Here is a 24,575-nt window from a genome sequence, read left to right as displayed (position 1 = left end):
GTACACTCCACGGTATGAGGGAAAAGCAGCATTTGGCTAGATATATCGGCTTCTTCTAGTTTACGCATGAAGTATTCGTAAAAAATCCGTTCCTGCGCTGCGTGTTGATCTATCAAATACATACCAGTATCATTCTGAGCAATAATGTATGTTCCATGAACCTGACCGATTGGATAAAACATCGGTACACCTTGCTGTTGGTCTTCAGTTAGCTCCGGTTGACTTTCATCATGTAGTGTCGAATCGATTACTTGATGTGGCAGTTCCTTGTTGTCTTGCTGACCCTCAACTGCGCCAACGTTTATCTCCGTATCATCCCAATTTGAACTGGAAACCTCAGACAAAACATCAGATGACTGAACATTGGAATCTAGTTCCTCAGTCATTTTATTTGTTCCAAATTCATCTTCTCTATCATCACTCAGTACTCTACCTTCTTTTTCACCAGGTGTTTCCCTAGCAAAAAAAACACGCTCATTATCTGTTGAAGGCTTCCATTGCGTCATCGTTTGTGTTGACTCATATGTTTGCCCTTCTTTTATCAATTCTGGGCTCTTTTCATCTATGTTTTCTATCGTTTCACGAATAACAGAGGTAGATGGCGTGTGTGATAGACCTGGTTTATCAAATGCTGTAAGTCCAACATCGCCCTCGCTATCACTAGAAAATAAAGTTCTCTCCGAACGTCCTCCCAAGTCAAATTGGGGCTGATAAGGTTTTTGCATCAGTATTTTCGGTTTTGAAGACGCAACCTTCATCGGTTGAAAAATGCCTAACCCTTGTTGAAGAGTCTGTTTCACAGCGTTTTCAATCGTTCCGGCCAGTTCTTTTTCTTTACTAAATCTAACCTCTAGCTTGGCTGGATGCACGTTCACATCTACTAAAATCGGGTCCATCTCTAGATGTAAAACTGCTATAGGAAATCGGCCTATTGGTAGTAGAGTATGATATCCACGCATAACAGCCTGAGAGAGCGCATAATTACGCACATATCGACCATTTACCAGTGTAGTAATATAGGAACGATTTGCCCTGGTAATCTCCGTTTTTGACAAAAGTCCATGCCAACGAAAATCTAAATTCTCTCCCTCAAATGGCAACAGCATTTTGGCTACTTGTACACCGTAAATCGCTGCCATAACGTGCAGCAGCTTTCCATCACCCGATGTTGATAACAAAGTTTTCCCGTTATGGGAAAGGGTGAAGGAAATGTTCGGATAGGTAAGTGCCAGTCTGTTCACATAATCGGAGATATGGCCCACTTCCGTAGAAATGGAACGCATGTACTTCAAGCGTGCTGGCGTATTGAAAAAAAGGTCGCGTACGATGATTTCTGTTCCTTTTACCCTTGCATGATCCTCAGTACTTTTGACCTGACCACCATCCATGAAGACCCTCGTACCAACTTGACCACTATCCTGTGAACTCAATAGTTCTAATCGGGAGACAGAAGCAATCGAAGGCAAAGCTTCTCCTCGAAAACCAAGAGACCTGATATGGAACAAGTCTCTTGCTTTTTTGATCTTGCTGGTGGCATGTCGTTCAAATGCTTGAACCGAGTCCTCTCTGTCCATTCCGATCCCATCGTCCACGATACGAATGGTTGCTAGTCCGCCATCTTCAATATGAACTTCAATCTTTTTAGCTTCAGCATCAATCGCATTTTCCACTAATTCCTTCACAACGGAGGCAGGCCGCTCAACTACTTCCCCGGCAGCAATCATGTTGCTTAGGTGGTGATCAAGTATCTGAATATATCCCATGGTTACTCCTCCTTTTGTGCGTACTATTTCTTTTCAGTGGCTTCGTTACTTTTTCTTACGCAAGCGAGAGTTCCATTCAGAGAGCTGAATCAACGCTTGTAGAGGCGTCATTTGATTTAAATCCAGATCTTTCAGTTCTAAGATGACATCCATTTCGTCTGAATGCACTTGAATAGACTCAACTATTCGGGTTTCTTCATGAACTGGTTCTACCTCTTTGCTTGCGTTTTCTTCACGAACTGGTGCGGCATCTTTCCGATCTTTTTGTAATACAGGACTACCTTCTTCCTGTCCCCACAAGATTTCAAGAGAAAGCTGTTCAGGCTGTGGCTCACGTTCCTTGCCCTCCAACCCTGACAAAATCTCACGCGCACGGCTTATCACTTCAATTGGCATTTCAGCCAATTCAGCTACATGAATACCATAGCTTTTATCCGCTTTCCCTTCTTCGATCTTGTGAAGGAAAAGGAGCTTACCATCTCGTTCTTCACAACGAGCGTGTACATTAATGACGCCCTTGAGTTTCTTATCCAGATCAGTCAGCTCATGATAATGGGTTGAAAACAAAGTTTTTGCACCAATATGCTCTTGTATATATTCAATAACAGCCTGGGCTAACGCCATTCCATCATAGGTTGAGGTTCCCCGACCAATTTCATCTAATAGAATCAGACTGCGCGGAGTCGCTTTTACCAGTGCGTTGCGGGTTTCTAACATCTCCACCATGAAGGTACTGAATCCCCCAACTAAATCATCGGCAGCACCGATGCGGGTAAAAATTTGATCAATCAGACTGATATGAGCCTCTCTAGCTGGTACAAAGCAACCGATTTGTGCAATAACGGCAATTAAAGCCATCTGGCGCATGTAAGTACTTTTCCCCGCCATATTGGGTCCTGTAATCAGCAAGATATTGCGTTCTTCCTGATTCATATAAATATCGTTCGCTACGTATTTTTCCTGGTCTAGTACAGCTTCAACCACAGCATGGCGACCATCAAGAATGCGCATGTCACCTTCATCTGTAATCGTAGGACGTACGAATCTACGCTCTTCTCCTACAGTCGCAAAGGATTGCAGTGCATCAATTCGAGCTACTCGCTCTGCTAATTCCTGAATCCGTGGAATATGATTGGCTACTTCCAGACGAATGTTGGTAAACAACTGATACTCCAGCTCAACCAGCTTTTCTTCCGCTTCAAGGATAAGTGCCTCTTTTTCCTTCAATTCTGGCGTTACATATCGTTCTGCATTAGTCAGCGTCTGTTTCCGCTCATACCTTCCCTCGGGAAGATGAGCCAGGTTCGCTTTGGAAACTTCGATATAGTACCCAAAAACCTTATTAAAGCCTACTTTTAACGAACGTATTCCTGTTATCTGCCGTTCAGCCTGTTCCAATTGAGCAATCCAGATTTTTCCTTCTCTGCTTGCCAGTCGTAGCTTGTCCAGATATTCATCATAGCCCTCTTTTATCAAACCACCTTCTCTAACGGAGAGCGGTGGCTCTTCTACGAGGGTTTCTGTCAGAAACTGAGCGACCTCCTGACAATCATCCATTTCTTCCGCCACTTCTATTAGCGCTGCTTCCTCTGTGGCAAGTAGCATTTTTCTAAGCTTAGGGATCGCTTCTAAAGAATGACGTAATTGTACCAGATCTCTTGCATTCGCATTCCCGTATGAAATACGACCAGCCAATCGCTCCAAATCATACACATGATCCAATGCCACACGCACATCCGAACGTAGGAGCATATCCGCTTGGAGAGCCTGCACCGCATCATAACGTCGCTCGATTTCCTGTCTGTTCATTAATGGTCGTTCAATCCATCGTCGCAACAGGCGTCCACCCATTGCTGTTTCCGTTTTGTCCAGTAACCAAAGCAATGAACCTTTTTTCGATTTATCACGAATGGTTTCCGTTAATTCCAGATTGCGTCGGGAGAATGGGTCCATCTGTAAAAACTCATCAGCCACATAGCAATTCAACGTGCGCATATGGGAGAGCGCTCTCTTCTGAGTCTGCCCAACATATTGGAGCAAGGCATTGATTGCTAATCGAGATGCCTCCTCTAATGAGCCAGCTTGCTCCTGATATTGTTCATCTACAGCCAAATGATTTACTTCATTGTGAGCAAGACTGGTTACTGGCATATGGGGAGGGAGCCCTTTTCCCTTCAACTCATCGGTGGCAATGTCACAAAGCAATAACTCACTTGGACGATATTGCATCGCCTCTTCCATTGCACGATACATAGTAGAGAGTGCAGTTACATACATTTCACCTGTGCTTAAATCACATGCAGCAATGGCTGCTTTGCCTGCAACTGCAGTAATCGCTACTAAATAATTGTTCTCTTTATCATGTAACCATTTTCCTTCAATCATGGTTCCAGGTGTAATCATCCGAGTTACTTCTCGCTTGACAACTCCCTTTGCCACTTTAGGATCTTCCACTTGTTCACAAATCGCTACTTTAAAGCCTTTTTGTAACAATTGAGAGATATAGTTTTCAGCAGAATGATGGGGAACCCCACACATAGGGATTCGTTCCTCTCCTCCGCCTTCTCTACCCGTTAAGGTTATTTCCAATTCTCTGGATGCCAGCACAGCATCTTCAAAGAAAAGCTCATAAAAATCTCCAAGACGAAAAAACAAAAAAGCATCGGTATATTGACGCTTAATCTCTAAATATTGTTGTATCATGGGGGTGTAATTTGCCATTTATTCTACTCCTAAATCCCGTAATCATATTTTCCATTATAACACGCTTCCTCCATCCTGTTGAGGTGAAGATGGTGGAAGCTTCCACATCTCTTTTATATCCGAATTGGCCTGCCATTCACCTTCTGTGAACACGCTGTGAAAAAATGGTGTAATGAACTGACGATACTTTTTATACATCGGTAATTTTATAATTTCCTGATACAGCTCACGCACAATCATGCGTAGCTTCTCTTTTTCTCCCCGATAAAAAGCAAGCTGTACAGTAATATCTCTCGTTGCTTCCTTTTTCAACAGGTATTGGCTTTCTGCAATAATTTTTGCCAGGGAAAGAACTCCCTTAGCGATTCGTGGAGAGATCAGCCAGCTAGGCAGAGTCCGATACTCAAAGCCACCGTAATCCTGCTCACGAAAATCTCCCAAAAACCCATAACGTGGGCGTCTTTTTATACATCTCTCGTCTTCTAGCAATGCTAATGGTAGACATAAGTAAGTATCCAGCTTATGCAATAGACCAAAATGTAAGGGAGTGCCGCTAAAATGCACATGACCCCCGATGGGATATCCATCAAAAGGCATCCCGCCTGCTAACCACTTCAAATGACTCATTTTTCGTTGGGCTAAACGAAGAGCTTTATATATATTAAGAAACACTTCCTCCGGGTAAATAGATGGATCTGGTCGTACCTCCACTAATGGATGCTGATTGGAGAGTGGATCGTTTCGTAGTCTTGCTCCGTCATATCCGACTCTGCCTACTTTCATCAGATAATGAGAAGCAATCGCCATGTTACCCTCTTCATCTTGCAGAGCAAATTCAGGGTCAGCCCCCAACATAACAGTTGGAGCAGCAATTTTATCTAACATTATCTGTTGTTCCAATTTCACTCTGGCTGAATCTAAACTTGCATGCAATTGATCATCCTCGGGCAAATCTGCCAGGCAATCCATGACATACATCCGATTTTTAGAGTGGACGCCTATATAAATCGTTCCATACTCTAATCCCAATGAATATAAGGCGCGAATCGCATAGGAAACCATCTTTTTTCGTTCTGATTCATCAATGGTATTGCTTACTTCGTCTCTGGTAGTCGACTCCATTGTGCGAGCGGATTGATGTATCCAGATAGTCTTGTCTTTGGTTTTATTAATACGTAATACGTGATGCTGAAACAGGCATATTTCATACTTAGAAAAAGAAGCCGTTTGCTCCTCATTATGAACTGGAATGCCGTGTAAACGCAGGATTGCATACATCTTATTTTTTTGTGAAAGAAGCTTTTTTGCCTCTTCATGATACCAGGTATTACTCTTTTCCCCTGCCCCTTCACTCACCATGACGATAGACATAAGCCTACCTCCTTTGCCCGCTTGTTACACGCTATGTAAAAAGAGTGAAAGAGGTGCACGCTACCTGCGCACAAACAGAAAAAAGCCATCGGAACTTTCTACCCGATGGCATCTTCTAACACATCTAGCTGATTAATCCAGATCATTTAGCAGGCTAGATGAATCAAAGTGCTCGAATTCATCTGAGGAGTCGCTAAAATCATCGGAGAAATCATCTTTGTCATAATCATCGTCGCAGCTATTGCAAACAACGACGCAGACTTTGGTTTCGCCAACAACCTCTACGCTATACTCCTGCTCCACTCTAACACGAACAGAACTTCCTTCGATTTCTGCTCTGCAGCACTTAGGCTGCTCGATGCACTGGCAAAGAATCTCTAAATCTCCTCTGCAGTTGCTATCAAAATATGACAGGGGAACATCTACAGAATAACGGACCGTTTCTTTGCTAACCTCTGTCTGGGTATTACCTTCATAGGAATACCACAGATTGACATCATACTTACCGCTGACAACGATCGACTCTCCTACTTTTTCTGCTGAAAAATTATTATTAATAATCCAGCATCCCAGAATGGTCGATGGCGTATGAGCAGGTACGATTGTATGTGTCGCTTGCGAGAATCTATGTCCTCTACCGCATACAGCTTTGGCTATCAGTTCTCGGCATTGCAGATCTTTATCTGTACCAGACATTTTGTAACCTCCTCCATACAACGTTTCTGTACATTTGTATGCAGGTCATTTGTCTAGGGTGCAAGATTGAAGATCCGCTATTTCAAGAATTATTGGTTAGGCTACTTGGTTAGCACCCACAGCCTGTTTCATCATTATGCGCTGAAGCTACTTTAGGGCTTCCTGTCTCCCCAGAAAGTGGGGTTCCACCTGTATCTAAAATAATACGTTCGGAGACGGTAGTGGTGATTACGTTTGTAACTAACTGCAACAAATCGTTTACATCAGATTGGGATTGCTTAAATTCAGAAACGATTGGAATGGAATCAAGCTGATCTTGTAGTTCATCAAATTCTTTCTGAACCTTCACCACCAGATCAGTCTTGTTCATGCTTTCAAACATAACCAACTGCTTCTGCTTTGCCTTTAGGCTTGCAATCAGATTCTGAACATTATCATTCATTTTTATCTGCGCTTCTGCCCGTTTATAAAAATCAACTTCCTTAGTTAGGGAAATCATTTTAGCAACTTCACGAGCTTTTTCTAAGATTTCATTATCTGTATATACCGGTGTTTCTCCCATCTCTATTACACCTCAACTTTAGTCACTAGTTCTCCGTAGAGAGTAAACGTTTTTGCATCTGTAATTGTAACATGGACAAGCTTTCCAATTAAAGAATTATCTGCTTTTACATGTACAAGTTTACCAGTTCGGGTGCGACCTATTAACACTTCTGAATTTTTGCGACTTTCGCTTTCAACTAGAAGTTCATACGTTTGACCTAGCATTTCCTGATGTTTTTTCAAGGAAATTTCGTTCTGTACTTCCATCAAACGGTGTAAACGAGATTTCTTCACTTCCTCTGGTACACTGTCAGCCATCACTGCTGCCGGAGTTCCTTCACGAGGGGAATACATAAATGTATAAGCGGAATCATACTCTACTTCTTTAAACAGAGATAGGGTTTCCAAGAATTGTTCTTCTGTTTCACCAGGGAAACCGACAATGATATCCGTTGTAAGGGACACATCTGGTATTGCTGCTTTAATTTTACGCACCAATTCCATGTAATGCTCCCGTGTATATTTGCGTGCCATTTTCTTTAGGACTTCTGAGCTACCGGATTGAACAGGCAGATGAATCTGCTCAACCAGATTACCTCTCTTCGCCAGCACTTCTATTAAATGATCATCAAAATCGCGTGGGTGGCTTGTTGTAAAACGAATGCGCGGAATATCAATCTTTCTAAGCTCATCCATTAAATCACCCAGGCCATATTTGCGACCCTCGATATCTTTTCCATAAGCGTTTACGTTTTGGCCAAGTAGCATTACTTCTTTAAAGCCTTGACGAGCCAATTCACGCACTTCCGCTATTACATCCTCAGGTAAACGACTGCGTTCTTTTCCTCGTGTGTAAGGAACGATACAATACGTACAGAATTTGTCGCAACCATACATGATGTTAACCCAGGCTTTCGTATCGCCTGTTCTGGTTTTTGGCATATTTTCAATGATGTCGCCCTCTTTGGACCATACTTCCACGACGATCTCCTTGCTAAACATTGCATCACGAAGTAATACAGGAAGTCTGTGAATGTTATGGGTACCAAAGATCATATCAACCTGATCATAGGTTTTTAGTACGCGGCTAACGACCTTTTCCTCTTGTGACATACAGCCACACAACCCAAGAATAAGGTTCGGATTGTTACGTTTGATCCGCTTCATATGACCAAGCTCACCAAATACCTTGTCTTCCGCACCTTCGCGGATCGCACAGGTATTAAATAAAACGACACTTGCTTCCAGCTCATCTTCTGTAGCCGTATAACCCATAGCTTCAAGAATCCCAGCCATTGTTTCCGTATCGTGTTCGTTCATTTGACAACCGAATGTTCGGATCAGGTAATGGTGACCCTTTCCGATTTCCTTCATCTCTTCAGGAATGGCAAAATCATAATGAACGGAGATTTCTTCTTTCCCACGTTTTTTCGCATCTTTTAAACTTGGTGCTTGAAAATACTTCCCGTAATCTTTTTCTTTCTTATCTGCGGACTTCACGGATTTTAAGTCCGGTGTCGCTTCTTGCTTCGCTGTCATGATTCATTCACCCCGTTACCAAACTAATAACTCTATTTACATCACATCATTATAGCACAATCATTCTCTTCTTTTAAAAGAAAATAATGTGCTTCAGCTTTATAGAAGTAGTATAATAGAAGTGATTTCCTTTTATTTCCGCACTATACATGTAATACTCATTGGCAGAAAGGAAGGATTTTATGAATTTTTTACAAGGCAACAGATACGTTAGCTGGAAATACGTGATCTTTTCCCTCTTCCTCTTGCTTACCGTGGTACTAGCTCTAACCGAACAAAAATCTGCCCAGTTTCTCCTCATTATCGTGATGGGCGCCCTTCTACTCTTTTATTTAATAATAGGGATGTATGTATTTCGTGAAGAAAAATCAAAACCAATCAATTACATATTCATTGCCATAATCGTTATTTTGTTGGCATGGGCATCACAATTTAATGAATCAATGAACCCCTTCACAACAACTCAGGTAAAAAAGCATCTCCTCGCCTACAAAAAAGCACAGTATGAAATCGAACAAACAACAATTGATACAAACGAGAAGCTTATGGCTTATATTGAAAAAATTCATAATAATGTGAAACCATTTCTGACAGAAAAAAGCTGGTCTTTATTTCAGAGAAATCGGGATTCGTTTATTGCCACACAAGCTGCAAATTCCTCCTATCAGATTAAAGTTAAGGACATTACCATAGATCGAATTAAACAAGATGACCCTAAAAAGAACTTGTTCTGGGTTGATTATCAAATAACAGTGGAGCTAGTTCCTTACGATGGAAATGAAAGGAAGGAAGGTACACATCATGGACAAATAGACATCATAGTAGAAGGTGATCAATTAAAAATTGGGCGGGATTGGGAAGAATATAAGAATAGTGTATTACTTGAGGTCTTGTGAGGTATTAATTGTTACTATCTGATCGAATAATCTTATACAGGTAAATAAGCCAGTGCGACCCCGATTGAATACCGGAACACACTGGCTTATTATGATTTAATAAGCTCCAACTATTCCTTCACTTTGCTCAAGTAGCGATATACAGTAGCTTCTGACACTTTCATCTTTTTCGATAGCTCGTTCACGCCACCTTTTAAGAGGAATAAGCCTTGATCGTGCAGTCTGCGCACGACCTCCATCTTTTCCTCAACGCTCATTCGTTCTGGTGTAATGTCGAACTCAACTAATACTTTATCAATCATGGAAATGAGTACATCCTCAACCGTTTCTTGCAGGTTCTCAAATACTCCCTGATTATGCTGCTGAGAATATTGTGTAGATATTTTGTTAGAGTTACTCTCCTGGTCCTTCTGATTCTCAGTAATACCCTGTTCTTCTTGAAAGCCAAAAATCATTTGGGTAATAAGCTCCCTACTTTGCTCCCAAGCTGATACATCCATATTAATACAGAGCAAGCCTACAATTTCGCCCACCTCATCCTTGATGAAAAAACTGGACGACCGGCATCTCCTATTACCTTTTACATAAGAAATATAGTTTACAAGATAATCTTTTTCTTTATACGACCCATCTTGTATTACCTTCAAAACAAGATCGGTCAACGGTCCACCAGTCTTCCTTCCGCTCACATGACCGTTTTCAATTGCGACGATCGAGTTGTCAGGGGTACGCAAATCGTGTAAGACAACTTCTGTATTCTTGCCTAGTACACCTGCCAAGAAAGAGACCAGTGGGATAAAAGATTCAACTCTATTCATCTATTAATCGCCCTTTCTACTAAAATTGGGCAAATGCCTGCTCCAGATTATCCAAAATATCTTCAGTATCCTCGAGTCCAACGGAAAGACGTATAAGCCCTTCTGTAATGCCCAATTTATCACGTTCTTCTTTTGTCATGGAGGCATGAGACATTTGGGCTGGGTAGGAATAAATCGATTCCACTCCCCCCAGGCTAATAGCAACAATCCCGATTTTGACTGCATCAAACAGCTTTTTCACTTGTTCTTTACTTCCTACATCAAACGAGAGTACAGCACCACTAGATGAAGCTTGTTCTTGATGAATCTCATATCCCTCATGTGTTTCTAAGCCTGGATAGTAGACCTTTTTTACTTCAGGTCTCTCTGATAACCACTCGGCAATAATCCCAGCGCTTTTTACACTATGATCCATGCGAGCTTTCAAGGTTTTTAACCCTCGAAGTGTTAACCAGCAATCCTGAATACCAAGGACTGAACCACAATTAATTTGTATAAACCCCACTTGTTCTCCAAGTTCCTTGGTTTTGGTAACTACAAGTCCTGCAACAACATCACTATGTCCATTAATAAACTTGGTTGCACTATGGATAATGATATCTGCGCCTAATTCAAAGGGGCGCTGGTAATATGGTGTCATAAAAGTATTATCAATGATCGTAAGCAAGTCGTATTTTTTGGCAAGAGTACTAGCCTTTCTTACATCCGTAATGCGTAAAGTTGGATTAGACGGCGTTTCTAAATAAATCGCCTTTGTATTAGGACGAATTGCTTTTTCCATGGCATCAAGATCAGTAGCGTCAACGAATGTAGCTTCTATCCCAAATTTAGGCATAATCCTCGTCGCTAGCTGAAACGTTCCCCCATATACATCCTCACAAATGACAAGATGATCCCCTTGTTCGAACAGCATAAAAACTGCGGTAATCGCCGCCATTCCCGATGCGAAAGCAAAACCATTGCTTCCGCCCTCCATGTTAGCAATGGCTTCCTCCAATGCTTCCCTAGTCGGGTTTTCCATTCGGCTGTATCCATATTTCCCTTTACAATCGATGTCAGGCTGATGATACGTAGAGGCTTGAAAAATTGGGGTTGAAGACGCCCCCGTATTAGGGCAAAAACTGCTATATCCATGAATAAGCTGCGAACCGAATTTCATACAAGTTGCCCTCCTAGAAGCATGTAACAATAAATAATTATAGAGATAATAATAATTTATCATGATAAAAATTTTGATACAAGAAAAAAAGTGTAATCATGGAGAACCCGATTCAGCAAAAAAACAGCTCACTGACAATAGTATTGTCGAGTGAGCTGTTTTTACTTATTTTACTGGAATCCAAATTTCTGAGTATAGGTCATGTTTAAATGGGTCCTCATCCGAATATACCTCTAACTGGGGCGAATTTGCAGGTTTATAATGGGAAGAAGGGAACCATTCTGAAAAGATTTTTTTCCATGCTTTTGGCATCGCATCAGGCATAGCACCAATTACTTCAAAAACGGCCCATTTGGCGGCAGGTATTTCCATTTTTTCAAAAGTAGATGGAATCTCTTCACCAACATGCTCTGTAGCGATCCAGTAATCAATGATCGTTTCAGAACCTGTCGAAGACGTATCGACACAAACACCCAGTACACCTTTAATTTGTCCGTTATTCAAAGAGAATAGCTCCTGATCAGTTCCCTTGGCATTTATTTCATTCCAGAACTGCGGAATGCCTATATGATTCTCCCCGTTTGCTGTGGAATACTCTCTTTTAAGTCCTATTACTTGAAATGCGTCTCTTTCAACAATTCGATAATTCATTGGTTCTGCCCCTTTCAAATTCACCTGGATCATCAGGCGGTTATAAGATGTCAGCTTTCCCTGAAATTTCCGCACCTCGCTTGGTGTAATACCGTGTTGACGGCGAAAAGCCTTTGTAAAAGCCTCGGGAGTCTCATAGCCATATTTATAGGCAAGATCAATCACTTTGCAATTGGAATGACTTAGCTCTTGGGCAGCAAGGGTAAGACGTCTTCTGCGAATATAATCTCCCACAGTGATATCAGTTAATACCATAAATATCCGTTGAAAATGAAAAACTGATACATTCGCTTCCTTTGCTATACTCTCAATGCTTATTTCATCCAATAAGTTATTTTCCATGTAGTCAATTGCCTTTTGCAACGATTCAACCCAACCCATATGTCTCTCACTCCTTGAATTTATCTTAATGTTGACTGAACTTTTTTACTGGTCAATAAAAGCTTTCTCCTGACAGTATTGTTGTAATGATTTAGTAACAGCCCAATAACGTTCTAATTCTTGCAGGGACGTAATGGCCATCATCATTTATTCAATAGCTGATGACTTTCTCCTGTTTAGTCGATTTTAAAAATGCTTTGTTATAGTTACAACACAATTTGCTTTTCTTAATCAAACAAAAAACCACCCGCCTAGACGGATGGTTGATTCATTTTTTGTGGCCCAAAATAATTGATTATGCTTCCTCGCTTACAATTACTTTTTTGCCACGCATTTTCAAAATTAACGGAATCGTGATCCACAAAACAGCAATGATCAGGAATGCAAGAGAAATCGGTTTTTCCAAGAAGATCATATAATCCCCGTTGGAAGTGGTTAAAGCACGACGCATGTTGTTTTCAATCATTGGTCCAAGTACCAATCCAAGAACAAGTGGTGCAAGCGGAAAATCATTCTTCGACAAGAAATATCCAGCCAATCCACAAGCAATCAATAAGTATAAGTCAAACTGGCTTACCTGAACGGCATAGACACCGAAGACCGAGATTCCAATAATGGAAGGAAGCAGGTAGCGAACAGGAGTTTCAATAATTTTCGCAAAAACTTTTACTAAAGGCATGTTCAAAACCAACAGCATTACGTTACCGATAAACATACTAGCGATTAAACCCCAAGCTATTTCAGGGTGATCATTAAACAATAGTGGACCCGGTTGAACATTGTACATCAATAATGCACCCATCAGGATTGCTGTTGTACCAGAACCGGGAATACCAAGTGTTAACAAAGGAATCATTGCGCCACCAGAAGCCGCATTGTTCGCAGATTCAGGACCTGCAACGCCTTCAATTGCACCCGTACCGAATTTTTCAGGATGCTTGCTCCACTTTTCCTCCAAAATGTAAGAGAAGAAAGAAGCAATGGTAGCTCCAGCACCTGGTAATACTCCGATAAAAAAGCCTAGTAATGAACCACGTGCAATGGGAGCCGCACTCTGTTTCAAATCTTGTTTAGTAGGGAGAACTCTTCCTACTTTAATATCAGATTTGGCATCGGATTCGCCTTCCCAAATGGTTTTAAATACCTCACCTAGCGCGAATAAACCTACTGCTATTGTCAGGAACTCCAATCCTTGGTATAAGTCAGGTATTTCATACGTAAAGCGGGTCACCCCTGAAACGTTGTCCATACCAATTGTAGCCAATAGTAGTCCAAATACTGTCATGATGAGTGCCTTCGTCATTGATTTACCACCAAGACCACTTACTGCACACAAGCCCAAGACCATCAGTGAAAAATATTCAGCAGGACCAAATTTTAAGGCAACATCAGATAACGGTTTCGCCAGAAAAACTAGTCCAATCAGTGAAACGATACCAGCCACGAACGAACCAATCGCCGCAATAGATAAAGCAGAACCAGCTCTTCCTTGTTTCGCCATTTGATAACCGTCTAAAGTCGTTACTACTGAGGATGATTCCCCTGGTGTATTAAGCAAAATTGAGGTTGTGGACCCACCATACATTGCTCCATAATATACACCAGCCAATAAGATAATTGCACTTGCTGCAGCCTCTTCAGGGCCAAGGCCAGAGGTTAATGAAGAAGTGACAGGAATAAGCAAAGCCACACCACTCATCGGACCGATCCCTGGTAATACTCCGACCGCTGTACCAATGATTACTCCAACCAATGCATAAAGCAGATTATGCCACTGTAGTGCTACTCCAAAACCACTTGCTAAATAAGTTAATGTTTCCATGTCGTATCATCCTCCTTTCTTAAAAGCCTAACCATGTAGGAAAACCAGGTAGCGTCCCTTGTAGCAGATCAACATAGACAAAATAGACACCACCAGAGAACGCAGCGGCTACGATAACTGGTGGCCACCATTTCCCTTTTTCAATCAAATTGAAACAAGCAAGTAAGAATAAGAAGGTACTAATTACATATCCCAGAGATTCTAATAAAATGGCATACAGGATTGTACAAAGTAATATCAAGACAAAACGTTTTGTTTGATAAGTTTGATAAGTGCCAGTTTCTTTTTTGGGTGCTTCTGTATAGCGGAGCGTTTCATAAAACAGGCGTAAGCTTAATAAAACCAAAAGAATCCCGAGTCCCATTGGGAAAATATTTGGCCCTACCTGGCTTCCATAGGCACTTGTCGAAATTTTCGTACTTTCTACGATAAAAAATACGCCTATGATTGCAAAAATGATACTTCCATAACGATCAAAGGTTTTATTCATAATTCGCCTCCGTTTCCTGAGATATCAAACCAAATAAGAAAAACTTCTACCGAAGTCCTATCGAAGAAGCTGGTTCTTCCTTAGAGGATGTTTTTCATGCGTATCAGGAAGTGAACCTTTGAAGTTTACACTCTCTGATACAGTAAGAAAAGGGGGAAAGCCCCCCTCTCTTATTTGGCCATTCCCAATGAGGTTAACAACTCCACTACAACTTTATCTTGTTCATCTAAGAAGGCTTGGAAGCCGTCAGCATCTTTATATTCGCTTTTCCATCCGTTAGCTTGCAGTTCTTTCTTCCAAGATTCATTTTCGGACAAGGCTTTCAATTTTTCATTCCAGTATTTTTTTGCATCTTCTGGCATATCAGCTGGACCAAAAACTCCACGCCAGATAGGGAATTCTGCATCAATACCTTGTTCTTTTATAGTAGGGATATCTTTCAAGACCCCACCCAAACGTTCTGGAGAAGCAATACCTAGAATTCTGATTTGACCAGCTTTCAAATATTCGCCTACGCTGGATGCATCCGTTCCAATTACGTCAGCATTACCGCCCAATAGTGCAGCTATCGCTTCGCCGCCACCATCATACGATACGTATTTTACTGTTTTTGGATCAATACCTGCTTTAGCTGCAGGAAGTACTGCTACCAAATGGTCCATGGAACCAGGTGCAGAACCACCAGCTACTGTGATTTTTGAAGGATCTTGTTTAATAGCTGCCATTAGTTCATTTATATCTTTGTAAGGTGAATCTGCCTTAACCACGATTGCACCAAAGTCTTTTGTCAATTGCGCAAGTGGAGTAACATCGCGATATCCAAACGGGCTGTTACCTTCTTTTTTGTCGTTATTAATTAGGATAGGTGGAGAGCTTACAAACAGTTTGTATGCATTTCCTTTATCTTTACTCGCATACTCAGCTAGGAATACCGCTCCGCCGCCACCTGGTTTGTTTTCAACTGTCATTGCTTTTTCTACAAGTTTTGTTTCTGCTAATACTTTACTGACGGAACGAGCTGTTTTATCCCAGCCTCCACCAGCTCCAGACGGTGCTACCATTACAATTGGCTTGTCAGGATATGAGCTTCCTGCTGGTGCAGCAGTTCCACTTCCTGTAGCACCATTTCCTCCTCCACAGGCGCTTAGACTAAGTGCCATAATAGCCGCAAAACCTGTTATTACCAAACTCTTTTTCAGTTTCAAAATAATATCCCCCTTTATCTACTCTGGAAACGCTTTCAGTGTTAAATTAAGAATATTACAATAATGTGACAAAAAATAGTTTGTGTAAGTAAGATTCATTTCGTTTTTTTAGATTATTCTGTTCATTTTGTTCACAAAAAAACCTGGCTTTTATTTATAAGCCAGGTAAGGGTATTTCCGTTTACTTTATTCCTTTTACCACGTAACGACGCTCCGGTCTGCCTACCGTTCCGTAAACCAAATCTGCTGAGACTCTCCCCTGCTCGGTTAAATACTCCAGATATCGCCTGGCAGTGGTTCTACTAGCACCAATACATTTACCCACTTCTTCAGATGTACGCCCTTCATCCTTGGATTGACCCACCACTTGCCATACCTTTTCCAGCGTTAAGGCGTCAATTCCTTTTGTCATTTGACTCTCTTTTGCTTTATGGGGCTGTTTATGTCGAGTAATTAAAAGGTCAACCTCTTGTTGATCTACTAATCTCGTTTCTGTAATAAACGTAAGATGGTTTCGATAATTTTCTAGTCTCTCTTGAAAACGCTCAAATACCAAAGGCTTCATTAAGTAATCAAAAACACCGCCACGCAAGCTTTTTTGGACAAGCTCGATTTCTTTTGCTGCCGTTATCATAATGATATCAGTTTGCGGATGATGTTCTCGAATATAAGGGATTAGATCAATTCCCAGCATATCAGGCAAAAAAACATCTAATAGAACCAGTTGAGGAGCAGCCAATTCTAACATTTCCTTTGCTTCTGCACCGTTCGTAGCAGTGGCTACAACTCGAAATCCCGCGACTTTCTCAACGAGTCTGCGATTAATATCAACGATACGAATATCATCTTCCACGATTAGTACTTCAATCAAGGGATTCACCTCCTTTTTTTGGAAGAGCTACGATGAATAATGCTCCTCCCCATTCACTTTTCCCTACAATAATGTAACCTCCGTAGTCTGTAACAATCTGCTTTACCTTGGCAAGTCCTATTCCTCTTTTTTCATCAAGCTGGTATGGAGATTTCGTTGAGAATCCACTTTCGAAAATTTTATCAATCAGATCATCCCTGATACCTGGACCAGAGTCTTCTACCTCAAATAACAACTCATTGCCGACATCAGACAGGTAGCAGCTAACCTTTTTTTCATCAGATTCCAGTACCGCTTCAAAGGCATTTTGAATGATGTTTCCAATTACTGAAACCATTTCTTGTCTATTGATATGAGCTGGTACAGCTCGAAGCTTACTGTGACTATCTATTTTAAACTGGATTTTCAATTCTCTCGCTCTATTGGTAAGCCCTATTAACAAGGCTCCAATCAATGGATCAGGTACTGCTTTTGCCAGAAACAAGGTAAGCTCTTGATGTGAGGATGTCTCCTGTGTAACTAAATCCACTGCCTCCTGAACGGAACCTAATTGTAAAAGTCCCGAAATGGTATAGAGCAAATTGTGAAACTCATGAGTTTGCGCACGTAGAGCCTCTGAATATCGCTTCGCCTGTGTCAGCTCCTCTACCACCTGATTCATTTTTGATTGCGAGCGAAAACTACAGACAACTCCAATTACCTTGTTCTTCGCTTTTATGGGTATACGGCTTACCAAAATCTCTTTACCTGCCATGATCGCTGGTCGATCAAGATGCTGCTCCCCTGTTTCCAAAACCTCTAACATCTTACTCCCTGGCAAAATGTTGGTAATATTTTGCCCCATCATTTCCGTTTCATCTGGTAAATCTAAAATAGTGATAGCCGCTTGATTCACCAGTGTCACTTTTCCTTGTTTATTTATTACGATAATCCCTTCATTAACGGACTGAAGAACGGCATTTCTTTCTACTAAAACCGCGGCAATTTCTTCAGGTTCTAGTCCAAAGATCGCCTTTTTAAAATGACGACTTAACAATAATGCCCCTAAAATCCCTGTAATAATAGCGATCGTTACAAATAGGAATACTCTGTCTCGGTATGATTCAGAAATTTCTTGAATATCTTCGGTTAAAAATCCTACTGATACAATCCCGATAATGGAACCGCGATTATCTCTTATCGGGACTTTTCCTCTAACAGCAGGACCCAACGACCCCACTGCCCTAGACACATATGATTGGCCGTACAAGAGCGCCTGTTGATTATCTCCCCCAACCATGTTGTGCCCAATTCGGCTCTCAATCGGGTGAGTATAGCGAATCCCTTCTCTATTTCCAATAACTATATATTCGGCTTCCGTATTTAAGCGAATACCCTCTGCTAATGGTTGCAGCACGCTTGACGGATTTGGTAGTTCAAACGCGGATATTACCGTTTCCATATTCGCCACAGTTTTTGCTACGCTAAGCGCTCGTTTGCCGATTTGTTCCTCTACGGAGTGGGTTATGATTGTAGAAAATAATAGTGCTAAATTCCCAACAATACAAGCAATAACCAATGTAATCAGCAAAACCATTTTTGTTTGTAATGAAACAGACCAAGCTTTCATTCCTGTACTACTCCCTCCTATTTTTATTATACAGACTATAGTCACAGAATAGACAAGCTTTTTGACAATAGTAGTGAAAATCACACTTTGAAAAATTTAAAAGGATTCAGAATCCTCTTGGGATGAACGGAAAAAGAGCCTGTTCGCACAGGCTCCTTTCAATTATGAATGATGTTGTCGAATAAAGGAAAACATCTCCGCATCCGGGTGATGTCCCTTTGTTATTAGATCCTTCAAAATAAGACTCCCAACTGTACTACAGACTGTTCCATTTCCTCCATACCCTAAAATAAAATATGAATTTGGATATCCTTCCTGTGGACCAAACAACGGTAATCCATCATGTGTCCCGCCTATTGTCCCCGCCCATGCATATTCTGCTTTCATTTCAGGCAATGTTGGAAACAATTCTTGCAGTTTCTCTATTAACAATTCTGTTTTATGTAACAATCTCTTATCCCGGTCCTGTTCTTTTGCAGTCGCTATATCTAAGCCTCCTGCTATTACTCGATTATCCGCGGTTGTTCGTATATAAAGATAAGGGCGTGCCGTTTCCCAAATTAAACAGCGATCTGTCCATGAAGAAAAATCTTCATATGGCTGTGTTGCTAAAGCATAAGTGCTGCCTAGAAATGCATTAGAATTACTTTTATATTCCTGTGTTTCATAACCAGTAGCATAAACAGCATATTTACATCGAATATGTGATCCATTTGACGATAGAAAGAGTAGCTTGCCCTCTTCCATTCGGTGTCTTTTTATTTCTGTTTTCTCAAATACACGCATTCCTCTTTGCTGACCATATTGAATAAGCCCATGAGCCAACTTGTAAGGATTAACCTCTGCATCTCCCTCCGAGTATAGACCCGCCAATTTTTTGAATGGGAATCTTTCAGCAATCTGACCCTCAGTAAAATAAGTTACGGGGAAACCCATTTTTTTATACAGTTCATACTCAGTTTGCACGGTAATCACGTCTTCAGGACAAGACGCAAAATAAAGACATGGTCGTCTCTGAAAATCAACAGAAAGAGGTAAGGAATTCGTAATGTCACTTAGGTGTTCCAAAGCCTCTCTGCATAACTGATAAAATCTACATCCATTCTCCTCACCAATAGAATGTACAAAAGAACCCAGTGATTTATCATTCGCAAATTGTAACAACCCTGTACTTGCACTCGAAGTCCCATGAGCAATAGATCTTTTATCCACAAGTACGACATCAAGACCACACTTAATTAACTGATAGGCAGTTAACGCCCCTGCTTCTCCCCCACCAATAACCAGAACATCGCAAGCTATATCATTCTCCAAACAAGGATAAGTAGGAGCATCCGGATAACTATCCATCCAAAGTAGAGAACCTGTTTTCAGATTCATTGTAGCACCTGCCTTGATCACAATTAGTATAGGTAGTATTTCCGAAGCAGGTGAAAATAAAGTCATACTCCCTACAAAAATACACCTCGTATATAATCAATTTGACAAGAGAAAAAAAATGTGAGATTATCTTCCTAACGATCGTTAGTTAGGGAGTGATAATTGATGACTGCACAACGAATTAAGGAGGCTGCCTTACGCTGTTTTGCTGAACATGGCTATGAAGCAACCTCACTCGCTCAAATTGCTAATGAGGTTGGTATCAAAAAGCCATCCATTTATGCTCACTTTAAATCAAAGGATGATTTGCTGTTTCTTTTGATCCACGACGTCTATCAAATTGAGACTCAGTTTATTCGAGCCTTTCTAGAGGAACAAAAGGAAAATTCCTTGGATGTGCTTTTACCAACTTTATTGCATTCATTTCAGAAAAAATATGAACAGAGCGATTTATTCAGGTTCTGGCTACGGATGGCCTTTTTTCCGCCTTCATCCATGATGGAGGAAATAAGCAAAAGCACGAACAACTATTATGACGAATGGGAAGCACTACTGATTCCCATTTTTACAGAGGCAAAGAAAACAGGAGAAATACAGATAGATGATCCTTCAGAAGCAGCTATTGCGTTCTTCTGTTTAGTCGATGGGTTATTCGCTGAATTATTATTCGGTGGGGTAGATCGATTTGAAAAACGCTGGAAGGCATCTTGGAAAATATATGCGAAAGGCCTTGCAATACTTTAGTTCAACTATGTACAAGGGAGAGAAACGGAGGAGAATAGAATGAATAAAAACTGGCTTTATGTGCTTATAGCCGGGTTGTTAGAAATATACTGGGTTTCTGGTATTAAACACTCAGTAACATGGTACGAGTGGGCAGGTACCTTAATTGCCATAATGATAAGCTTTTATGTTTTGATTCAAGCCACAAAAAAATTGCCGATCGGTACGGTATACGCTGTATTTACAGGGATAGGTACTGCGGGAACTGTACTTACTGAAATTCTCCTATTTGGTGAACCAGTTGTTGTTGCCAAGATTGCTCTGGTCGCCTTGTTATTAACTGGAGTAATCGGATTGAAGCTGATTACAAAAGAGGAAGACACATCTGATGCGAAAGGAATGAGTCATTAATGGGCTGGATCTATCTGGTATTTGCCGGCGGTTTTGAAGTAGTTGGTGTTCTTGGATTAAAAAAAGTGGCAACGAAGCCTGCTCCATCATCAATCGCTGTATTAGTTCTTGGATTCGTATTCAGTTTTAATCTTTTGTATCTAGCCATGAATACATTATCTATGGGTACGGCTTACGCTGTCTGGACAGGAATTGGTACAATGGGTAGTGCTCTTCTGGGGATGTTCGTCTATAACGAGCCGAAAGAATGGCGTCGTATTCTGTTTATCTTAATGATTGTTACGGCTGCTATTGGGTTAAAAATGATCTCGTAGTGTATGTCTATCGAAATAAGTCTTACATTATAGTGCTATTAAAAATACATTCGCTCTGGAATACTTGTCCAGAGCAATTTGATTTATTCTTCCGCAATTAAGACCCCCTATTCTCCTTTTCTGGATTCTAATTATACGAAAGCACCCGTTTGTTTGATTACGATTCTTATATAGATTCGTTTATCCTCTTCATAAAGTACTTTGGGGATTCAGTAAATCCTTGTCGAGAATAAAACCTATGTGCATCTATTCTTCTTGAATGGCAATGAACTTCAATTCTGTCACAGTTTCTTTTTTTAGCTAAATTTGTACAAAATTCATCATCAGGATGAATTAGAAGTTTTTCAATTTTCACATTAAAAAGCGGATAGACCTGACAGTCACAGGCCTATCCGTTATTTCTATTAATAAGGTCCCCAGTTAATCATAACCCCGATTACCAGGAAGACCATAGAGATCGCAACCCATATCCCTATAAGCGGCATCATAAAGCGAATCCATTTGCCATACGGGATGGCGCTGATCGCCAAAATACTCATCAGTACCCCGGAAGTTGGGTTGATACAGTTCACGACACCTTCTCCAAGCATCAGCGCTTCTACCGCAACTTGACGGGTAATCCCCATTAGGTCGGAAAGCGGAGCCAGGATTGGCATCAGCATGACCGCTTCACCGGAACCGGAGGAAATCAGGAAATGAAGCCCTGCGCTTCCCAGGAACATCCCGATAGCCCCTGCCACAGGCGATAATGGTTCAAGTAAAATCGCCAACCAGTTTACAATCGTATCTAGGAATTTCCCATCTTCCAGGATAACGGTTACCGCACGGGCCATACCGACGATAAGTGCACCATAGACCAGCTTTTGGCAGCCTTGGATAAATGTTTTGGCAATATCGTTTACCTCCATCCGACTAATGAGACCGACACCGATAGCGATAAAGATAAATATACCAGCCATTTCATTTACATCCCATTTGAGAATAAGCGTAAGAGCAATAAACGATATCAGAACAAGTCCGGTAAAAGCCAAAATCAGTTTGTGCTGCAGAGTAAATTCCATATTGGCGTCTATTTCGTTATCCGTCTTGTCATTTTCAGACGGAAACGCGGTAGCACCCAGAATACTGTTGTTGGGATCTTTTCTTAACTTTTTGGCGTAACGGGCAATATACCAGATCGTTACGATAACAAAGCTGATATAGATAATCGTCCGAAAGCCGATACCTGAGAACAGTGGTAGCTCCGCTATCTGTTGCGATAGTCCAATTGTTCCCGGAAAGGCGATGGAGGTGTTAAATCCGGCGTACACCCCCAGATAGATAAGCGATACCCCAAAGATTGCATCCAGTTTCATTGCTCTTGCAATCATGATTCCAAGTGGTATAAAGGCAATAACTGAGTTGACAATAACCCCAAGTGTACCCAGGAAAGAGAACACGGCACAAACCAGAATAATCAGTAATGTTTCCCGATTACCTAACTTCCTAACGAGCGTCAAAATCGCTGCCCGTAGTGCTCCCGTTTTATCCAATACCGCAAGCGCACCACCTGTAAAAAGCACCAGGAAAATAATCGGAGCCCCTTTGATCATCCCCATCTGAATGGCGGTAAAAAAGTCCATAAAACCGGTCGGATTGGCCGGAACCGCATGATAGCTGCCTGGCACAACGACTGTAATCTCTCCTTTTTTTACCCGTTCAAACTCCCCTGTTGGTACCAGGTAGGTAGCCGCAGCACAAATCAGCAGAATGCAAAACAAAAGTACATAAGCATCAATCTGCCTAAGGCGGCGTTTCGGTTTGCCTGTTGGTATCGCATTGTTCGTAGAATCCATGATCATAACCCCTTTTCCTTAACCCTCTAAGTTGAATGTGCCGCTTCCCATGCAGCAGTAGCCAAGATTTGTGCACCATAAACCAGCGCAGTTGTGTCAAAAGACATGTTAGGATGATGCAAGACCGGTTTCAGACCGCAGCCAAGACCAACCATCGTAGACTGAACTGTCGGACATTTCAGTGGATAGAAGTGAAAATCTTCTCCCCCAGGCGTCACGCACGGCTCAGTCAGATTTTCAGCTCCCAACACATCGGTAATCGCTTGTTCAGCCAGCTTAATCATACTCTCATTAGGAACAGCAGCAGGTACAAAACCGCCCCATTCCGCAACTATGTCCACACCCATCAACTCCCCAGAATACTTGATGGCATGGTCAGTTTTTTCTCGAAGTTCATCCATTCCCTCGTTAGTTTGTGCCCGCACATCCAGCGTAAAGGTAGCTCGATCCGGGATTACATTCGACGTCTCTCCTCCCGCTTGTAATTGCGTCATTTTGACCGAAAAACCGGAATTGGCCGTCAGTCGGATGTTTTGAAGGGCCTGTACCAGAACGGTTGCTGCTTCAATAACGTTTTTACCATAAGCAGGTCTCGCCGCGTGAGCTTGCAATCCCTTGATCGTTCCTTTCAAAAAGGTAGTAGCTCCATGGAAAATAGCTGGTGCTGCTTTACCAAAAGGAACTTCCATCTCTGGACGCAGGTGGACGCCCATTAATTGAGTGACGCTCTTAAGTGCCCCATCCTCAATCATCTTCATCGCTCCACCTAGCTTTTCTTCCGCTGGTTGAAAGAGAAAGCGAATCGTCTTTTTGGGTGTGATTCCCATGCTTGCAATCGCCAGTGCGCTATAAAGAACCAGCGTAGAGTGGGCATCATGACCGCAAGAGTGGTTCGGTTTCACGACACCATCCACTTCCTGGACCAATGCATCCATGTCCGCACGTAGTCCCACGACTTCTTCCTGCTCACCAGGTATTTCTGCAATAAAACCGTAGTGGCCATCAAAGCGCTTCACCATAATTCCAGCCTTTTGTAGAGCATCGACCAAAAATTGCGATGTCTTTTCTTCCTGCCAGCTAGGTTCTGCTAGTTGATGCAATTGGTTGTAGGTAGAGATAATCTCATCTTGTCGCTCTGTCAAAAACGTAGACAGTTTTGTTTTACTCATGAAATCATTCCTCTCTTTACATGTTAAAAAAATTATTGTAATTGAATTAATGCAATTTTCATGCCAATTACTCTAATTACGGAAGAAACGCAGTCCCTCCTTCTTTCTTGCACACTGATCCTATAGTATACAAAATTTATTGGTTATTATTTAGGTTGTTTTAATTATTGAAATTAACTGATTATTAGCCTAAAATGATAAGAATCATACACATTTCTAATATAGG

At 41.4% G+C, this 24,575-nt stretch carries 21 protein-coding genes; 4 read left to right on the top strand and 17 right to left on the bottom strand.

Annotated elements, in window-relative coordinates; translation table 11 throughout:
• The 6 genes from mutL to miaB all read right to left on the bottom strand — a co-directional run.
• Positions 1 to 1,763 (bottom strand): DNA mismatch repair endonuclease MutL (mutL, locus tag LM917_RS09015; protein WP_232697165.1); only part of this gene is annotated, 1,763 nt, incomplete at its 3' end.
• 45 nt (positions 1,764 to 1,808) lie between these two features.
• On the bottom strand, positions 1,809 to 4,484 hold the full coding sequence (mutS, locus tag LM917_RS09010) for a DNA mismatch repair protein MutS (protein ID WP_232697164.1): 2,676 nt from the start codon (positions 4,482 to 4,484) through the stop codon (positions 1,809 to 1,811).
• A gap of 36 nt (positions 4,485 to 4,520) precedes the next feature.
• Positions 4,521 to 5,837, bottom strand: coding sequence for a putative amidoligase domain-containing protein (locus LM917_RS09005; protein WP_232697163.1), 1,317 nt, complete (start codon positions 5,835 to 5,837; stop codon positions 4,521 to 4,523).
• Positions 5,838 to 5,969: 132 nt separating this feature from the next.
• The gene (gene cotE / locus LM917_RS09000) at positions 5,970 to 6,533 is read right to left on the bottom strand and encodes an outer spore coat protein CotE (protein WP_232697162.1); all 564 of its coding nucleotides are present in this window, start codon (positions 6,531 to 6,533) and stop codon (positions 5,970 to 5,972) included.
• Between the two features lie 109 nt (positions 6,534 to 6,642).
• Positions 6,643 to 7,095 carry a YlbF/YmcA family competence regulator gene (locus tag LM917_RS08995; protein WP_232697161.1) on the bottom strand — a complete coding sequence of 151 codons (453 nt, stop codon included), beginning with the start codon at positions 7,093 to 7,095 and terminating at the stop codon, positions 6,643 to 6,645.
• A gap of 5 nt (positions 7,096 to 7,100) precedes the next feature.
• Positions 7,101 to 8,615 (bottom strand): tRNA (N6-isopentenyl adenosine(37)-C2)-methylthiotransferase MiaB, encoded by a 1,515-nt coding sequence (gene miaB / locus LM917_RS08990; protein ID WP_232697160.1) that lies wholly within the window; start codon positions 8,613 to 8,615, stop codon positions 7,101 to 7,103.
• Between the two features lie 182 nt (positions 8,616 to 8,797).
• Here miaB and LM917_RS08985 point away from each other — a divergent pair, with 182 nt between their 5' ends.
• Positions 8,798 to 9,511 carry a hypothetical protein gene (locus LM917_RS08985; RefSeq protein ID WP_232697159.1) on the top strand — a complete coding sequence of 238 codons (714 nt, stop codon included), beginning with the start codon at positions 8,798 to 8,800 and terminating at the stop codon, positions 9,509 to 9,511.
• Between the two features lie 110 nt (positions 9,512 to 9,621).
• On the opposite strand, the gene LM917_RS08980 is transcribed toward LM917_RS08985, so the two are convergent.
• From LM917_RS08980 to LM917_RS08940, 9 genes are all read right to left on the bottom strand, one after another.
• Positions 9,622 to 10,329, bottom strand: a complete 708-nt coding sequence (locus tag LM917_RS08980) for a helix-turn-helix transcriptional regulator (RefSeq protein WP_232697158.1) — start codon at positions 10,327 to 10,329, stop codon at positions 9,622 to 9,624.
• A gap of 19 nt (positions 10,330 to 10,348) precedes the next feature.
• Entirely contained in the window at positions 10,349 to 11,488 is a 1,140-nt protein-coding gene (locus LM917_RS08975; protein WP_232697157.1) for a trans-sulfuration enzyme family protein, read from the bottom strand.
• 165 nt (positions 11,489 to 11,653) lie between these two features.
• Positions 11,654 to 12,520, bottom strand: a complete 867-nt coding sequence (locus tag LM917_RS08970; RefSeq protein WP_232697156.1) for an AraC family transcriptional regulator — start codon at positions 12,518 to 12,520, stop codon at positions 11,654 to 11,656.
• 295 nt (positions 12,521 to 12,815) lie between these two features.
• Positions 12,816 to 14,342 (bottom strand): tripartite tricarboxylate transporter permease, encoded by a 1,527-nt coding sequence (locus LM917_RS08965; RefSeq protein WP_232697155.1) that lies wholly within the window; start codon positions 14,340 to 14,342, stop codon positions 12,816 to 12,818.
• 19 nt (positions 14,343 to 14,361) lie between these two features.
• Positions 14,362 to 14,832, bottom strand: coding sequence for a tripartite tricarboxylate transporter TctB family protein (locus tag LM917_RS08960; RefSeq protein WP_232697154.1), 471 nt, complete (start codon positions 14,830 to 14,832; stop codon positions 14,362 to 14,364).
• 170 nt (positions 14,833 to 15,002) lie between these two features.
• Positions 15,003 to 15,992, bottom strand: a complete 990-nt coding sequence (locus LM917_RS08955) for a tripartite tricarboxylate transporter substrate binding protein (RefSeq protein WP_232697180.1) — start codon at positions 15,990 to 15,992, stop codon at positions 15,003 to 15,005.
• Between the two features lie 226 nt (positions 15,993 to 16,218).
• The gene (locus LM917_RS08950; RefSeq protein WP_232697153.1) at positions 16,219 to 16,917 is read right to left on the bottom strand and encodes a response regulator; all 699 of its coding nucleotides are present in this window, start codon (positions 16,915 to 16,917) and stop codon (positions 16,219 to 16,221) included.
• Positions 16,901 to 18,517, bottom strand: coding sequence for an ATP-binding protein (locus tag LM917_RS08945; RefSeq protein ID WP_232697152.1), 1,617 nt, complete (start codon positions 18,515 to 18,517; stop codon positions 16,901 to 16,903). The genes LM917_RS08950 and LM917_RS08945 overlap by 17 nt, the downstream gene beginning before the upstream one ends.
• A 162-nt stretch (positions 18,518 to 18,679) precedes the next feature.
• Positions 18,680 to 19,963: an NAD(P)/FAD-dependent oxidoreductase gene (locus LM917_RS08940; RefSeq protein WP_232697151.1), complete on the bottom strand. Its 1,284-nt coding sequence runs from the start codon at positions 19,961 to 19,963 to the stop codon at positions 18,680 to 18,682.
• Between the two features lie 99 nt (positions 19,964 to 20,062).
• Between LM917_RS08940 and LM917_RS08935 the strand changes: the two genes are divergently transcribed.
• The 3 genes from LM917_RS08935 to LM917_RS08925 are packed head-to-tail and all read left to right on the top strand — an operon-like array spanning position 20,063 to position 21,345.
• Complete coding sequence (locus LM917_RS08935; protein ID WP_232697150.1) at positions 20,063 to 20,641, top strand: TetR/AcrR family transcriptional regulator; 579 nt, start codon at positions 20,063 to 20,065, stop codon at positions 20,639 to 20,641.
• Positions 20,642 to 20,680: 39 nt separating this feature from the next.
• The gene (locus LM917_RS08930; protein ID WP_232697149.1) at positions 20,681 to 21,031 is read left to right on the top strand and encodes a DMT family transporter; all 351 of its coding nucleotides are present in this window, start codon (positions 20,681 to 20,683) and stop codon (positions 21,029 to 21,031) included.
• The gene (locus LM917_RS08925; protein WP_232697148.1) at positions 21,031 to 21,345 is read left to right on the top strand and encodes a DMT family transporter; all 315 of its coding nucleotides are present in this window, start codon (positions 21,031 to 21,033) and stop codon (positions 21,343 to 21,345) included. Before LM917_RS08930 ends, LM917_RS08925 begins: the two co-directional genes overlap by 1 nt.
• A 404-nt stretch (positions 21,346 to 21,749) precedes the next feature.
• Here the strand turns inward: LM917_RS08925 and LM917_RS08920 are convergent, their stop codons facing one another.
• Entirely contained in the window at positions 21,750 to 23,180 is a 1,431-nt protein-coding gene (locus tag LM917_RS08920) for a YfcC family protein (RefSeq protein ID WP_232697147.1), read from the bottom strand.
• Between the two features lie 26 nt (positions 23,181 to 23,206).
• A complete protein-coding gene (locus LM917_RS08915) occupies positions 23,207 to 24,349 on the bottom strand; it encodes a M20 peptidase aminoacylase family protein (RefSeq protein WP_232697146.1) in 1,143 nt (380 codons plus the stop codon).
• Positions 24,350 to 24,575 lie beyond the last annotated feature (226 nt).

Origin of the sequence: Brevibacillus daliensis (genome assembly GCF_021245735.1) — a bacterium.
Classification (GTDB): domain Bacteria; phylum Bacillota; class Bacilli; order Brevibacillales; family Brevibacillaceae; genus Brevibacillus_B; species Brevibacillus_B daliensis.
This window is presented reverse-complemented; position numbering and strand designations above follow the sequence as displayed.

Bases quoted from the DNA above. Each gene is read 5' to 3' on its own strand.
- mutS (WP_232697164.1), bottom strand. From the start codon at position 4,484: ATGGCAAATTACACCCCCATGATACAACAATATTTAGAGATTAAGCGT.
- LM917_RS09005 (WP_232697163.1), bottom strand. From the start codon at position 5,837: ATGTCTATCGTCATGGTGAGTGAAGGGGCAGGGGAAAAGAGTAATACC.
- cotE (WP_232697162.1), bottom strand. From the start codon at position 6,533: ATGTCTGGTACAGATAAAGATCTGCAATGCCGAGAACTGATAGCCAAA.
- LM917_RS08995 (WP_232697161.1), bottom strand. From the start codon at position 7,095: ATGGGAGAAACACCGGTATATACAGATAATGAAATCTTAGAAAAAGCT.
- miaB (WP_232697160.1), bottom strand. From the start codon at position 8,615: ATGACAGCGAAGCAAGAAGCGACACCGGACTTAAAATCCGTGAAGTCC.
- LM917_RS08985 (WP_232697159.1), top strand. From the start codon at position 8,798: ATGAATTTTTTACAAGGCAACAGATACGTTAGCTGGAAATACGTGATC.
- LM917_RS08980 (WP_232697158.1), bottom strand. From the start codon at position 10,329: ATGAATAGAGTTGAATCTTTTATCCCACTGGTCTCTTTCTTGGCAGGT.
- LM917_RS08975 (WP_232697157.1), bottom strand. From the start codon at position 11,488: ATGAAATTCGGTTCGCAGCTTATTCATGGATATAGCAGTTTTTGCCCT.
- LM917_RS08970 (WP_232697156.1), bottom strand. From the start codon at position 12,520: ATGGGTTGGGTTGAATCGTTGCAAAAGGCAATTGACTACATGGAAAAT.
- LM917_RS08965 (WP_232697155.1), bottom strand. From the start codon at position 14,342: ATGGAAACATTAACTTATTTAGCAAGTGGTTTTGGAGTAGCACTACAG.
- LM917_RS08960 (WP_232697154.1), bottom strand. From the start codon at position 14,832: ATGAATAAAACCTTTGATCGTTATGGAAGTATCATTTTTGCAATCATA.
- LM917_RS08955 (WP_232697180.1), bottom strand. From the start codon at position 15,992: ATGGCACTTAGTCTAAGCGCCTGTGGAGGAGGAAATGGTGCTACAGGA.
- LM917_RS08945 (WP_232697152.1), bottom strand. From the start codon at position 18,517: ATGAAAGCTTGGTCTGTTTCATTACAAACAAAAATGGTTTTGCTGATT.
- LM917_RS08940 (WP_232697151.1), bottom strand. From the start codon at position 19,963: ATGACTTTATTTTCACCTGCTTCGGAAATACTACCTATACTAATTGTG.
- LM917_RS08935 (WP_232697150.1), top strand. From the start codon at position 20,063: ATGACTGCACAACGAATTAAGGAGGCTGCCTTACGCTGTTTTGCTGAA.
- LM917_RS08930 (WP_232697149.1), top strand. From the start codon at position 20,681: ATGAATAAAAACTGGCTTTATGTGCTTATAGCCGGGTTGTTAGAAATA.
- LM917_RS08925 (WP_232697148.1), top strand. From the start codon at position 21,031: ATGGGCTGGATCTATCTGGTATTTGCCGGCGGTTTTGAAGTAGTTGGT.
- LM917_RS08920 (WP_232697147.1), bottom strand. From the start codon at position 23,180: ATGGATTCTACGAACAATGCGATACCAACAGGCAAACCGAAACGCCGC.
- LM917_RS08915 (WP_232697146.1), bottom strand. From the start codon at position 24,349: ATGAGTAAAACAAAACTGTCTACGTTTTTGACAGAGCGACAAGATGAG.